General features: G+C 48.9%; 15 protein-coding genes, 1 tRNA gene and 1 pseudogene. 14 read left to right on the forward strand and 3 right to left on the reverse strand.

Going from position 1 to position 13284, the window contains the following annotated elements:
- A pseudogene (locus PLA23_RS04330) lies at positions 1-520 on the forward strand (AMP phosphorylase); the annotation flags it as partial.
- 127 nt (positions 521-647) lie between these two features.
- Entirely contained in the window at positions 648-1997 is a 1350-nt protein-coding gene (locus PLA23_RS04335) for a carboxypeptidase-like regulatory domain-containing protein (RefSeq protein WP_324330542.1), read from the forward strand.
- A gap of 6 nt (positions 1998-2003) precedes the next feature.
- Here PLA23_RS04335 and PLA23_RS04340 read toward each other — a convergent pair.
- A tRNA-Arg gene (locus tag PLA23_RS04340) sits at positions 2004-2075 on the reverse strand.
- A 53-nt stretch (positions 2076-2128) separates the two neighbouring features.
- Here PLA23_RS04340 and dcd point away from each other — a divergent pair.
- Complete coding sequence (gene dcd / locus PLA23_RS04345; protein ID WP_324330544.1) at positions 2129-2566, forward strand: dCTP deaminase; 438 nt, start codon at positions 2129-2131, stop codon at positions 2564-2566.
- Complete coding sequence (locus PLA23_RS04350; protein ID WP_324330546.1) at positions 2563-3513, forward strand: DUF128 domain-containing protein; 951 nt, start codon at positions 2563-2565, stop codon at positions 3511-3513. The genes dcd and PLA23_RS04350 overlap by 4 nt, the downstream gene beginning before the upstream one ends.
- Here PLA23_RS04350 and PLA23_RS04355 read toward each other — a convergent pair whose 3' ends face one another.
- The gene (locus PLA23_RS04355) at positions 3514-4653 is read right to left on the reverse strand and encodes a tubulin/FtsZ family protein (protein WP_324330548.1); all 1140 of its coding nucleotides are present in this window, start codon (positions 4651-4653) and stop codon (positions 3514-3516) included. It lies immediately after the preceding gene.
- Between the two features lie 284 nt (positions 4654-4937).
- On the opposite strand from PLA23_RS04355, the gene PLA23_RS04360 reads away from it, so the two are divergent.
- Positions 4938-5924, forward strand: coding sequence for a 5,10-methylenetetrahydromethanopterin reductase (locus tag PLA23_RS04360; RefSeq protein WP_324330550.1), 987 nt, complete (start codon positions 4938-4940; stop codon positions 5922-5924).
- Positions 5925-6024: 100 nt separating this feature from the next.
- Positions 6025-6960, forward strand: a complete 936-nt coding sequence (locus PLA23_RS04365; protein ID WP_324330552.1) for a galactose-1-phosphate uridylyltransferase — start codon at positions 6025-6027, stop codon at positions 6958-6960.
- A 32-nt stretch (positions 6961-6992) separates the two neighbouring features.
- Here PLA23_RS04365 and PLA23_RS04370 read toward each other — a convergent pair whose 3' ends face one another.
- Complete coding sequence (locus tag PLA23_RS04370; protein WP_324474158.1) at positions 6993-7835, reverse strand: F420-dependent methylenetetrahydromethanopterin dehydrogenase; 843 nt, start codon at positions 7833-7835, stop codon at positions 6993-6995.
- Between the two features lie 193 nt (positions 7836-8028).
- Between PLA23_RS04370 and PLA23_RS04375 the strand changes: the two genes are divergently transcribed.
- From PLA23_RS04375 to PLA23_RS04410, 8 genes are all read left to right on the forward strand, one after another.
- Entirely contained in the window at positions 8029-8433 is a 405-nt protein-coding gene (locus PLA23_RS04375; protein WP_324474160.1) for a Tfx family DNA-binding protein, read from the forward strand.
- Between the two features lie 480 nt (positions 8434-8913).
- Entirely contained in the window at positions 8914-9927 is a 1014-nt protein-coding gene (gene rpl3p, locus PLA23_RS04380; protein ID WP_324330678.1) for a 50S ribosomal protein L3, read from the forward strand.
- Positions 9928-9932: 5 nt separating this feature from the next.
- Entirely contained in the window at positions 9933-10682 is a 750-nt protein-coding gene (rpl4p, locus tag PLA23_RS04385) for a 50S ribosomal protein L4 (RefSeq protein ID WP_324330680.1), read from the forward strand.
- Complete coding sequence (locus PLA23_RS04390) at positions 10682-10930, forward strand: 50S ribosomal protein L23 (protein ID WP_324330682.1); 249 nt, start codon at positions 10682-10684, stop codon at positions 10928-10930. The genes rpl4p and PLA23_RS04390 overlap by 1 nt, the downstream gene beginning before the upstream one ends.
- Before the next feature lie 9 nt (positions 10931-10939).
- On the forward strand, positions 10940-11650 hold the full coding sequence (locus PLA23_RS04395) for a 50S ribosomal protein L2 (protein WP_324330684.1): 711 nt from the start codon (positions 10940-10942) through the stop codon (positions 11648-11650).
- A gap of 5 nt (positions 11651-11655) precedes the next feature.
- A complete protein-coding gene (locus tag PLA23_RS04400) occupies positions 11656-12069 on the forward strand; it encodes a 30S ribosomal protein S19 (protein ID WP_324330686.1) in 414 nt (137 codons plus the stop codon).
- 5 nt (positions 12070-12074) lie between these two features.
- A complete protein-coding gene (locus tag PLA23_RS04405; RefSeq protein WP_324330688.1) occupies positions 12075-12539 on the forward strand; it encodes a 50S ribosomal protein L22 in 465 nt (154 codons plus the stop codon).
- Positions 12540-12543: 4 nt separating this feature from the next.
- The gene (locus PLA23_RS04410; RefSeq protein ID WP_324330690.1) at positions 12544-13257 is read left to right on the forward strand and encodes a 30S ribosomal protein S3; all 714 of its coding nucleotides are present in this window, start codon (positions 12544-12546) and stop codon (positions 13255-13257) included.
- Positions 13258-13284: the final 27 nt, after the last annotated feature.

Here is a 13284-nt window from a genome sequence, read left to right on the forward strand (position 1 = left end):
AAGTGATTCCCCCCGCTCTCAAATTCAGAAGAGTTGTGCTATTGCCGGTATTGCACTGGAACTTGCAGGGAAGGCGAACCGTGGTGAAGGTGCCCAGGTAGCAAATGAGATTTTACGATCCGGAAAGGCACATAAAAAATTCCTTGAGATTATTGCAGTCCAGGGTGGAAATCCTGATGTCAGATCTGAAAAAATAACCGCAGGTGAACATTTCTACACTGTTCGTGCAGACAGCAATGGATATGTCATCGATCTGAATAATCATTCCTTAATTTCGATTGCCCGGACTGCTGGTGCGCCCGCAGATCATGGGGCTGGATTATATCTGCATGCAAAACCTGGGACCAGTCTCTCAAAAGGCGATCCTATCTTTACGATCTATGCCGACCGCACGTGGCGTCTTGAAAAAGCGATAGAAGAAGCCAGACGACTCAGACCGGTGATGGTTGAAGGAATGCTCATTGACCGTGTACCGCAGGTCAGAGAATGGGCACCTGGCCGATCCCGGACGCTTGAATAACGGGTAACCCTGTATCCTTTTTTTATAGAACCACCAACACACTATATCAGATATGCATTTTCCCGCGGTTTGTCTTGTCAGTATATGTCTTGTCCTCTCATTGTGTCTTGTTTCAGGATCCTCAGTGATGGTCATTGTATTTGAGCAGTCTGACAGGACAGTGCTGATACCTGAAGCAATCATTTATGCAGACGGGAAGATTGCCGGGAAAACCGATATTAACGGGGCATTTAACCTGAGTTTTGAGGGATACCGTCCTCACATCAGGGTTGCAAAAGGAGGCTATTCGGAGTGGACCGGATCACCTGCTGAGAATGATACCGCTCTTCTGGTTCCTCTTCAGGTGAGAAACAGCACCCTTCATGTAGAAGTATACGATGCTGATACGCTCATTCCAGTTCAGGATGCATACATCGTGGTTACAGGTGAGGATGGTATCCGTCATGAGGCCCGGTCAGGGTTTGAAGGGAAAGCGGATCTGGGATTACGGGCAGACCAGGTGTATAATCTTGAGATCACTGCACCGAATTTTCAGGCAACCCATGATACCATTGTAACCGGTGGTGACTCGACAACTGTTCAGTATTCTCTGGTCAGAAATGACAGAATCTCGATACGTGTTCTGGATGCTGCCAGTTCCGTTCCGATTCAGTCAGCTCATATTCAGATAGACGGGGTAAACACCGGCACGACAAATGATCGGGGGATCCTGATATCAAATACGAGCCGCAATGTCGAACACATTTTTGATATTACTGCGGACGGGTATGAACCCGCCCATGTAGCTAGGACCATATCATATGAGGACCAAGTGGTCGATTTCCCACTGGTCAAGGCAAAATCAACGATCTTCGTTTCTGTCTACAATAACGATCAAAAACCTCTCACAAATGCCACCATCCGGATGGACGGGGCTCTGCTTGGCGAGACCAATGAGTTTGGACGGATGATGATACCCTCTCTTGAGATACGGCCCTATGAGTTCATTGTGAACCATGATGGCTACAAGACGAACACCTCATCCTTTACCCCTGGAAAGGAGACTGGTGAACTGATAATCGTCCTTGAGAGTGAGTTTATCGATTTACAGGTGCAGGTCAGTGATGCATATGGAAATCCGCTTCGGGACGCGTCGGTGTTTCTCCTTGGTGAAGCACAGGAGTCGCTGAGTACGTGTGCGACTGATGTGAACGGAACCTGTCTGCTTCCGGCGATTGAGGGAAAAATGTATCGGATTAAAGCAGAGAAGGGAGGATATTACCCGAATTCAACATCTGCAAGTACTCAGACAAACCCGAACACAATAATTCTTCATAATCCGTCAACGGTCGGAAGTAACAATTCAAATACCTTTCCTCTCATCCCCCTCATTATTGGAGTGATCCTGGTGATTGCAGGAGGTGGTCTTTTTATGTTTCGGTCCAGGCGAAGATCTCCTCGGAGAAGAAGCCATAGCAGCCGGAGAAGATCACTGTAAAAGAGACGGATCCAGTGGGAATCGAACCCACGTCTCCGGGTCCGAAGCCCGGTAGGATATCCGCTACCCCATGGATCCCCTCAGAATTTCTATCCATAGGCTGATAATCTTTATTCTCCCAACCTAAGGATATGATCCTGTCATCACAGTCAATTCGTTCCCGGATGAACCTTTCCCGCGAAGAAGGAAAAATAACGCTTGAGCCATATGCTGAAGAGAGTCAGCAACCCGCCTCTTACGATCTGCGTGCTTCAGAGCCGGTTGTCATCCGAAGGAATATGATGACCCTGCTTGCAAGCAAGGAATGGGTTGAACTCCCTCTGGACATCGCAGCGACACTTCGGTGTCGTTCTTCATTTGCACGTCGCGGAATTTTTATCAGCGGTGGATTTGTAGATCCCGGGTTTCGTGGTCATCTTACGCTCTGTCTGTATAATTGCGGAACAGAAGATGTATCTGTGCAGGAAGGTGACAGAATAGTTCAAATGGTCTTTCAACAGGTAGATACACCGACGGCCGGGTATTCAGGCAGGTATCAGGACAGTCATGGGGTGGTTACAGCACGATGATAAAGACCGAGCATAAATACATTGAAATCCTTCGTATTCTCAAGGAACACCGGGAGCCGATGGGGGCGAAACGCCTGTCTGAAATGCTGGCTGAGCGGGGGTATGTGATGACAGACCGGGCAGTTCAGTACTATCTCCGGTATCTTGACACCCGTGGGTTTACCGAAAAGGTAGGGAACCAGGGAAGGATTCTTACACCTGCCGGGATCATGGAGACCGATCGGGCGCTTGTTGATGATCGGATGGGATTTGTCATCTCAAAGCTGGAACGACTCGCATTCCGAAGTACCTTTGATCCGGAGACTGCCACTGGTGACGTTGCATATAATCTGACAATAGTCCCTGATGAAATATTTGAACCAGTATCTGAGCGGTTTGATAAGGTCAGGGATAGCGGGTGCAGTTTTTTTTCAGGATATTCAGTCATTGATCGTGACCCGCGTGTTCCATCCGGCCATAGCGGAATTCTGACGGTCTGTAGCATTACTATGGACGGTGTTTTTCAGCATAATGGTATCCCGGTACGGGTTGCATATGGGGGAACAATCCAGATTGAAAACAAAAAACCCACTAGATTTACGAATATAATCGGGTACCAGGGTTCAACAGTAGACTCTCTTCAGCTCTTTATCGGAGCCGGGCTGACTTCAATAACGGATTATATCAACACCGGGACCGGACTGCTGCTTGCAAATGTCAGACAGATTCCTGGTGCTGCTGAAGAGCGCGGGCAGGATCTTATTGAGAAGATGCAGGGATGCGGATTCCGCTTTCCACTCACGATGGGAAAAGGGAGAATATTTAATCTGTTAACCGATCCTCACCGCATCTCTTTGGTCTCCTTTTCAGGTATGAATTCGATTGGGTGTGCCGCGGAAGCCGGATATAAATTAAAAACAGAAATTGGCGCGGGAACTATTCCGTTCTCACGTGTTGTGGATCGGTAATCACCCGGCTTTCTCTTTGTGGCTAAATCGCTCGTAGAGCTCCTGAACCCGTGTCACCGTTTTCAGACCTGAGAAGACTATGAGCACTGATACACGGTTTGCCTGTCTGGATGAAACCGGGATATCCCCAGCCCTCATTTCATACCCGTCAATGCTTTCATCGATCCACTTCCGCACAGCCATGTACCCTTTCATGGATAGCTCCTCCTCCGGCCCTGACAGCAGGATAAGGGCCTTTTTGGCGGTTGAAATGTCACAATATGCGGATATATCCCGAAAGACCGCTTTTTCTGCAAGCTTGACGATGCGGGCAGCCCGCTCCTGTCTTCCGACGCGGGATTCATTCCTTTGTCTGATGATGCCGATTCTCCCATGGTCCGGGAGATCTTCTTCCGCAAGGCCGATGGTGATAAACGACATGCCGGTAATAGTGTTCAGTATCTCCCGTGAGTCAAGAACGGTCTGTGGAATTCCTTTTTGTATCTCACCAGCATGAACCAGTAACCGGATTCTTCGGGCGATATGACGGTTTACCAGTTCATATGGTTCAATACTCTCCCGCTCAGATGTTCCGGGAAGCCAGAATTTTTCAGAGATACTTGCAGGCTTCTGCAGGGTCGTCTCTGCCAGTTCTCCCCGTACCTTGTCCAGCCAGAGCTGGTTATCAAAAATAATTACTCCATCGACAAGGGGCCGGATCGTCTGGAGGTTTTTCATCGCCCTGATGAGACGCGACTCCCCTTCATCCTCCGCCGGTATGGTAACTAGGGCAAACACAGGTTCAAACATCGTCTCCCGAATGATTGAGACAAGGTGTGGAACAAGACTCACCAGACCTCCCCCAAGACCGGCGCAGACCAGGATTGCGTCATGAACTCCAACATCAAAGCTCTTGAGTTTGGCTTTTACCTCATCTATGGTGAACCGGGTCGTGAGCAGCTCCGGAGCATCGATGTCATCCTTTGGAAAGTAGAACTTTGCTTCCTCTCCGATATGATTCAGGTGCTCGAGGACATCCGGGTCATTATCAACTGCCACAGCATGAAGGTCTGAACATCTGGAAGAGTAACCAGACGGTCTGATTATCGCATCCGCTATCTTACTTCCTGCAGTTCCAAGCCCAAGAATCAGCAGTCTCATATGGTCATATCACGCCCGTTCATACTCACCGAGGATCCTGTGTATATGTATTCTGTTCATCTGATACAAGTGTTCCTCATTTCTGATCAGGAGATATCCACATTATGTGGGATTATCTCAGAGAAACCGATGCGTTATGCAGGATATTTAGAGATCCTGATCTCATAATACGGGCATATCTTCACAATTCTGATGTTGGATGCAGGAAATGTAAAAAAACCCCGATATCAAATGATAATATTTTTACCGGTATGGGTGTTAATAGTGAATTGAGGTGATATGCCTTGAGTTATGGTATCGAATTTGTCCCAGGTAATTTATCGGTAAAACAGGTAGTAACATACTGTAAACTTGCAGAATCCAAAGATATTGACTTTGCATGGATCACAAACCACTATAACAACCGTCACTGCTACCCAACCCTTGCAGCAATTGCACAGGCGACCACCACCCTGAAGATGGGTCCGGGTATCATGAATTCCTTTACCGATACCCCGGCTGCAATGGCTTCATTTGCCTGTACGCTTGATGAGATCTCTGATGGTCGGGCAGTTCTTGGTATTGGACCCGGTGACCTGTCCACCCTTCCAAAGCTTGCAATCAACCCAGAGAAACCGGTTGCTCGTCTGGAAGAGGCAATTGTACAGATTAGAAAACTGGTTGCAGGTGAGGAGATCAAAAAGAGCGGCATGCAGTTCTTTGATTATGATGGTGCAAAACTGACAGGTGTCAAGCTTCCAGGAAAGAAGGGTATCCCGATCTACGTAGGAGCACAAGGTCCCAAGGTTCTTGATCTTGCCGGGAGAATCGGAGACGGTGCGCTCATTAACGCATCCAACCCGAAGGACTTTGAGATCGCAATACCGATCATTAAGGCTGCCTGTGACAAGGTTGGAAAGAAAGGCTTTGATGTCGGGGCATACACTGCCATGTCAATCGACATGAACGAGAAGAAAGCACGCAACGCTGCAAAGATTGTTGCCGCTTTCATCGCAGCAGGTTCACCACCAGAGATCAACAACCGTCACGGAGTTGACCTGAACAAGGTTGCAATCCTCAAGGACGCAATTGCACGGTTTGACTTTAAGACAGTCGGTGAGAATGTCGACGACACCATGATCGATGCATTCACGATTGCCGGTAACCCAGACACGGTCAGACAGAAATGTGAGGACCTTACCAAGGCTGGTGTCACTCAGATTATCTTTGGCTCACCAATCGGTCCGGATATCACCAATTCAATCCGCCTGCTTGGAAAATACGTCGTGTAAACCTTACACATACTTCTTTTTTCAATTTAATCAGAGTGTTAATCTCAATCCAAAGGGGAGGAAATACTGATATGTTCATACGGGGTATTGGGAAGATGAGATGTTTCAAACCAGCCGACATGAGCATGCCAGTGGCTTTATTGAGTTCAGGACCGAATCCCTGACGGGTATACGTTCCCGTATCTGTCCTGAGCGCCTCAAAAGAGGCATCGGAACGCCGGATATCCCTTATTATACACCGGATGGATGTCCCTTCTGTCCTGACCTTGTCAATAAGGTAACTCCTGTATTTGCGGATGGTACCCGGCTGGAAGTCGGTGAGAGTATCACCTTTCCAAATCTCTACCCGTTTGCATCATACCATATTGTCACCGTCATGACCAGGGATCATATGGTTCGTTCATTTACACAGGAACAGATACAAAATGCGCTTATTGGCCAGATACAGGGATTACAGAATGAACCCGGGTATGGTTCGATTAACTGGAATTTTCTTCCCTCTGCCGGTGCATCCCTGCCTCATCCCCATCTGCAGGGGCTTATCGATCCTATACCAGATTCCCTTCCCGGTACATACCTCTCATGTTCCAGACAGTATTATCAGCAACATAATCGTGTGTGGTGGAATGACGTATGTCTGCATGAAAGAGAGTCTGAGAGGTTTTTACCCGGTCTTCACCTGTTCTGGTATGCACATCCGGTCCCGATTGGTGAGAAGGAGATCCGATGTATCCTTCCCGGTGTCACCATAACTGATTTTCTGGAGTATGTGAATTTATTTTCAGAAGATTTGATTCAGATTCTTGATTTTTACCATGACCTGGGGCATGGTGCCTGGAATCTTTCGATATTCTTTGGTCAGGATTCAGACCGGGACTATTTTTCTGCGTTTGCGGTGCTCATTGCACGGATTAATCCAAATCCTCTCTCTACATCTGATTCGGCCTTTATGGAACGGCTTCATTATGAACCGGTCATCCTGACTCTTCCGGAAGATCTGGGAAGGATGTGGCGGGACAATAACAGTTCCGGGTAAAGTAAGAACTAAAAAAAAGAACCCTTTTGGGTTTACTCTGGTTTGCTGATGAGGGTCTTCTTTGCAACCCGGGTTCCATCGTTCTTGTGCGGCTTGCGGATGACGGCATCATTTGCCTTTTCCATCTCACGTGCTTCTTCACAGAGGAGCATTGCCTGGCGCATCATCTCATGTGCTGATGCAACGATTGGGGTGTAGTTTTCAAAGCCCTTGGTCATGAAACAACCCTTGACGTTGACACCGGCTACTGCCTGCGCGATCTCGTATGCTGCACGAGCCTTGGCGTATGCATAGGGGTTGCTGAATTCTCCTTCAACAGCCTTGTCCGAGGTCATCACAATCTTGGGGAGAACAAGGTCCTTACCCTTCTTTCCTGCCTTTACCTGATCGATGACTTCATCAAGGGCAACCTGAAGTTTGCGGAATGCTCCGGTCACGGAGAGGACCTTGATGAGATTTCCATTGTAGTCTGCCATCTCAATGGGGTCAAGGAATTCACGGCGTGCACCAATCATGGAGTCGCCCTTCATGATGATGTATCCAAATTCGCTTGCCTTGAGGGCTTCCCATTCTTCCTTCTTGGTGGTTATATCGTCGGTAATGACGACACATGGAATACCTGCTGCTGCAAGTGCCTCACGTGCGCCTTTTGGTCCTGGAAGAACTCCGTTTGGAGAGACAACGATACAGAAGTCCGGGCCCCATGCCTTCATATTGGTAACGACACGGTCGATATCTTCCGGCTGAAGTTTGGTTCCTGATGTTGCCATGAAGGTCTGCATGTCTTCACGGTCTGCACGCTCATCAAGGAGAAGTTCTGCCATGACACCGCTGGCAATATTTCCGAGTTTTGCAATTCCTACTTTTACAACCATACTACACCTCTGTGTGTTCAACGATACTTTGACAAAATATCATAATAAATATTGTGAAATCGTTTTTTGTCAAAAACCCCTTCGTGGCGCGGATTAGCTGTAATTTAAATAGATAGTAAATCTTCCTTTAACATTCTGTCGTTATTGAGTGAGTTAACGAAACCTGTTTAAATCCATAGAGAAGAATACCTGTATGAAAGAAGGGTTATTGACAGATCGACAGAAGGAGGTTCTCCGGTACAGGAAGTCGGGCCTTACCCAGCAACAGATCGCCGATTTAATCCAGACTTCAAAGGCGAATATCTGTACCATTGAAAAATCCGCGATGGAGAATATCAAACGGGCGCGGGAGACTCTTGATTTTTTCTACAGTCTTGATGCACGACATCTCTGTACAATTGAGAAGGGTTCTGACCTTTTTGACGCGGCAAAAAAGATTTATGACGAGGCTGAAAAGGTCGGCATAAAGGTCAGGTATGACAATATCCAGCTGATGAACCGGATTCGTGAGGAAATCCCTGAAAAGAACAAATCGAGGCTGGTCCGCGAGAAATTTGAGGTGTATCTGAAAGAAGACGGGGACCTCTATTTTGAGTGAAAGGCAGTCCAAATCTTTATACCTCATTTTGATGAATATTAGGGAAGCCTCGATAGCGGGGATCTGATTCCCCTGCTGTCTGATTGTACTGATTCTGACTATAATTAGTCATGAACTGGTCAAAAATTGCTTTAATTGCAATGGGCTGATTGAGTGGGATGTGATGTCGGCAAGGGTGGACGATGCGGCCCGGATCCTGGTTTCAGGATAAGCCGAAGTATCACGCATCTTACGAGAGACCGGTAGCCGGACGATACAGGCCAAATCTGTCTACACATGTGAGTATCATTCTGGCAGAGTTATCTGCACATCCGAAACGGAACTCCATGCGGTAGGAAGGGATTTTGCAGTATGCCCGGCATGCAGCAGTTATGGCGAAAGCGCATACGCAGCGTATGTCCCGTGTCTCTTTCCTGCATCGAAGCACTCCGAAAAATTCCGGGGTGCCCCCAGATACAGAAAAGAAGGACTGATTAATACATGCCAAATATTCACAGACCTCGCTTGGGTTCTCTGGCATACAGCCCGAGGAAGAGGGCAAAAAGCCCGGTTCCAAAATATCATGCGTGGCCCGCGTACCAGGGAGAACCTGCACTCCAGGGCTTTGCAGGATACAAGGTGGGGATGACTCATGTCATCATGGCTGATGATCATGCCCACAGCCCGAATGAGGGGAAAGATATCATGGTGCCCGTTACAGTGATCGAAGTACCGGATATGCGTGTTGCCGCAATCCGCGTCTATCGTCATGATACGTATGGTAACCATGTTCTGACTGAAGTCTGGGCTGACTCCTTTGATAAGGAACTTGGACGGAGACTTAACCTTCCAAAGAACAACAAGCGTGAAGAGGCAGAGAAGAAGATTCGTGAGGCACTTGAGGCAGGCAAGATCGTCGATGTTGTTGCACTAACGTATACCCGTCCCTCTGTTCTTACCGGCGTTCCAAAGAAGGTACCGGATCTCATGGAAACCCGTATTGATGGCGGTTCTATGACTGAGCGGTTTGAGTACGGCCTGAGTATTCTTGGAAAAGACGTTGATGTCCGGTCGCTCTTCAAAGTCGGTCAGTATACCGATGTAACGGCCATCACCAAAGGAAAAGGGACCCAGGGTCCGGTGAAACGCTGGGGTGTTCACCTTCGAAAGAGAAAGCACTCCCGTGGAAAGAAAGAACGTCATGTCGGAACCCTTGGACCATGGACTCCGCACCATGTCCGCTGGCAGGTTCCGATGATGGGTCAGATGGGATACCATCAGAGAACCGAGTTTAACAAACGTCTTCTTAAAATCGGTGAAGATGGTGCAGAGATTACCCCTGAAGGCGGATTTATCAACTATGGAGAAGTCCGTGCACGGTATGTTCTGATCAAGGGCTCTATCCCAGGCCCGTCAAAGCGTCTTGTCCGTATCCGCCATGCCATGAGACTGGGAGAACACAAGATCCGCGAGCCGACTATTGGCTTTGTTAGCCTCGCGTCCAAGCAGGGGTGAAGTAAATGAAAGCACAGGTATTGACACTTACCGGAACAGTTGCCCACGAGATAGAGCTTCCATCGGTCTTCAGTTCCGAATATCGCCCCGATCTTATCAAGAAAGCGGTAATCGCCCAGCAGAGCCGGCGGTATCAGCCGCATGGAGCTTATGTGTATGCCGGAATCACGGCCTCTGCAGTAGGATGGGGAAGTGGTCGTGGTGTTTCACATGTACCACGTCTGAAAAACAGTTCCCGCGCAGCAAAGGTTCCACAGGCAAAAGGCGGCCGTGAAGCACATCCGCCAAAAGTAGAGAAAGTACTGGTTCGTAGCATCAATCAGAAGGAAAAGCGTAAAGCTCTGAACTCTGCCATTGCAGCAACGGTCTCCCCCGAACTTGTCCGCTCCCGTGGTCATGTGTTTACCGGGTCCCTCCCGTATGTTCTCTCAAGCGATTTTGAATCTTTGAAGAAGACAAAGGAAGTTATTGCAGCTCTTCGCGCCATCGGTGTATATGGGGATGTGGAGCGTGCAGAACGGTCACGTAAGGTTCGTGCAGGTCGCGGAAAGCTCCGTGGTCGCCGGTATAAACAAAGAAAGAGTCTTCTTATCGTTACCGGCAATGAGAAGCTTCGTGCCGCTCGAAATCTGGCCGGAGTTGATGTGTGCCTTGTAGACAACCTGAACGTTGAACTGTTGGCACCAGGCACGCATTCTGCCCGTCTTACGCTCTGGACTGAGGACGCCGTCAGAAAACTTGGAGGCGAGCAGTAATGATTCTGAAATATCCATATGCAACAGAAAAGGCGAGTATGATCGTCGAGCGTGACGGTCAGCTGCAGTTTATCGTTGACCGGAAAGCATCCAAGAATCAGATCAAGGTGGCCATAGAGAAGATGTTTGATCAGCCGGTTACCAAGGTCAGAACGATGATGACAAACCGGGGAGAGAAAAAAGCAATGGTGAGTTTTTCAAACCCGAAAGCTGCTGAAGAGATTCTCAGCCGGCTTGGAATCATGTGAGGTGCCAGTATGGGACATAGAATAACTACACAAAGCCGTGGACATGGTGGCCCGACATATCGTGCACCTTCACACCGGTACAAAGCAGCACTCAGGCATCTTGGCCGTGCAGGAGAGACCATCAGTTACAAGATTATTGATATCGAGCATGATCCGGCACGTCATACCCCGATTGCCCGTGTCGACGTACCTGGCGGAGAAAAAACCTACGTCCTGGTTACTGAGGGTATGGGTATTGGGGATGTCCTGACATGGGGGCCTCTAGCAGAAATCCGGAACGGAAATACGCTTCCACTTCAGGAAATCCCAACCGGATCTTCGGTATGTAACATTGAGGCCTGTCCAAACGACGGCGGCAAGTTTGTCCGTGCAAGTGGTGTTCAGGCAACGGTAACTGACAAAATGGAAGGCCGTGTTGCAGTCCGGATGCCAAGCGGAGCAACAAAGTGGTTCAATGGCCAGTGCCGTGCAACCATCGGAATTGTAGCCGGTGGAGGACGCAGTGAAAAGCCGTTTGTCAAGGCCGGTAAGAAGTATCACAAGATGAAGAATACTGCAAGCAACTGGCCACGTGTCAGAGGTTTTGCCATGAATGTTATCGATCACCCCTTCGGTGGCGGAGGACATCAGCATGCCGGCAGACCAAAGACGGTGAGCCGTGGGACCTCTCCGGGTAGAAAGGTTGGACATATCGCAGCCCGGCGGACTGGAAGGAGGTGAACGGGATGGCAAAGAAGGTACAGAAGAAACTGCCACGACGGAAGGAGGAATTTACCTACCATGGCTATAAGATCGACGAACTCCGTGCAATGAACCTTGAGGATCTGCTTCCTGTCATGCCCTCCCGGGTACGTCGGAAGGTTCTCCGTGGCTGGACCATCGGTGAAGAGAAACTTCTCTCCGATATCCGCAGCAATGCATCGAGAATCAGAACTCACCAGCGTGATATGATCATTCTCCCTGAGATGATCGGACGGGAACTTGAGATCCACAATGGAAAGGAATTTGTCCGCGTTGAACTCCAGCCGGAATCGATCTTCCATTATCTTGGTGAGTTTGCTTTAACGAGAAGGCGGGTTACCCACGGTTCTGCCGGTATTGGTGCAACCAGGTCGAGTAAATTCGTTCCGCTGAAGTGATGACTATGGCCAGATTTGATTATTCAAACCAGGTAACCGGGAAGGATATTGCCCGTGGACGCGTGAACGAAGCTCCGATCTCCCCGAAACACGCAATAGAGATTGCAGGGTTTATCCGGGGCATGAAGCTTGACGATGCAGCAGCATACCTTGAGGATGTCATTGCTCTTCAAAAGCCAATCCCGTTCAAGCGGTTTAACCGGAACGTTCCTCACCGGAAGGGTCTGGTTGGCTGGGATGCCGGCCGGTACCCGCAGAAAGCAAGCCGTGTATATCTCCGGCTGCTGAATAATGTCCGAAAAAATGCTGAATATAATGGACTTGAAGGGGAGCAGCTCCGGATTATTCATGTGTCTGCAAACCGCGGGATCAGAAGAAGGAGTTTTATGCCACGTGCAATGGGGCGTGCAACTCCAAAAGACCGCCAGACGGTGAATATCGAGCTGATCGTCCGTGAGCAGGAGGCCTGATATTGTGGCAGTAGAACGAAAATTTGTTGCAGACGGTGTCAGGAAAGTCCGTGTGGAAAGGCACCTTAGTCACGAACTGAAACGTGCGGGATATGGTGGCATGGACCTTATCCGGACCCCTCTTGGTACACAGGTGACGATCTTTGCTGAAAAGCCGGGTATTGTCATTGGGAAAGGTGGAAAGGTTGTCAGAACCTTAACCCAGGATCTTGCAACCACATACGGTGTTGAATCTCCCCAGATTGAGGTTCAGCAGGTAGAAAATCCAAACCTGAATGCACAGATAATGGCCGAGCGGCTTGCAAGCGCTCTTGAACGTGGCTGGTATTTCAGAAAGGCAGGTTCTTCGACACTCCGTCGTATTATGGACTCAGGGGCACTTGGCTGCGAGGTCGTCATATCAGGAAAACTTACTGGTGCCCGTGGCCGTGTTCAGAAGTTTACTGAAGGATATATCAAGCACTCCGGTGATCCGGTAAACACCCTGGTTGACAAGGGATATGCCGTTGCAATCAAAAAGCTGGGTGTTATCGGCGTTCAGGTCCGTCTTATTCCGCCGGGTGCACAGCTCCCTGATCATTTCGAAGTCACTGCGGCAGTGACCAAGAAGCAGCGAAATATGGCTCATATTACCAGAATCTCCACCGATTATGATGAGGATGATCTGGATCTTGATGCAATCATCAGTGAGCCGGACGACTTCATGGAGGAGGAGTAAATGGCAATCTTCCGTGCACGGGATGTT

The organism is Methanospirillum sp. (assembly GCF_035406105.1).
GTDB lineage: Archaea > Halobacteriota > Methanomicrobia > Methanomicrobiales > Methanospirillaceae > Methanospirillum.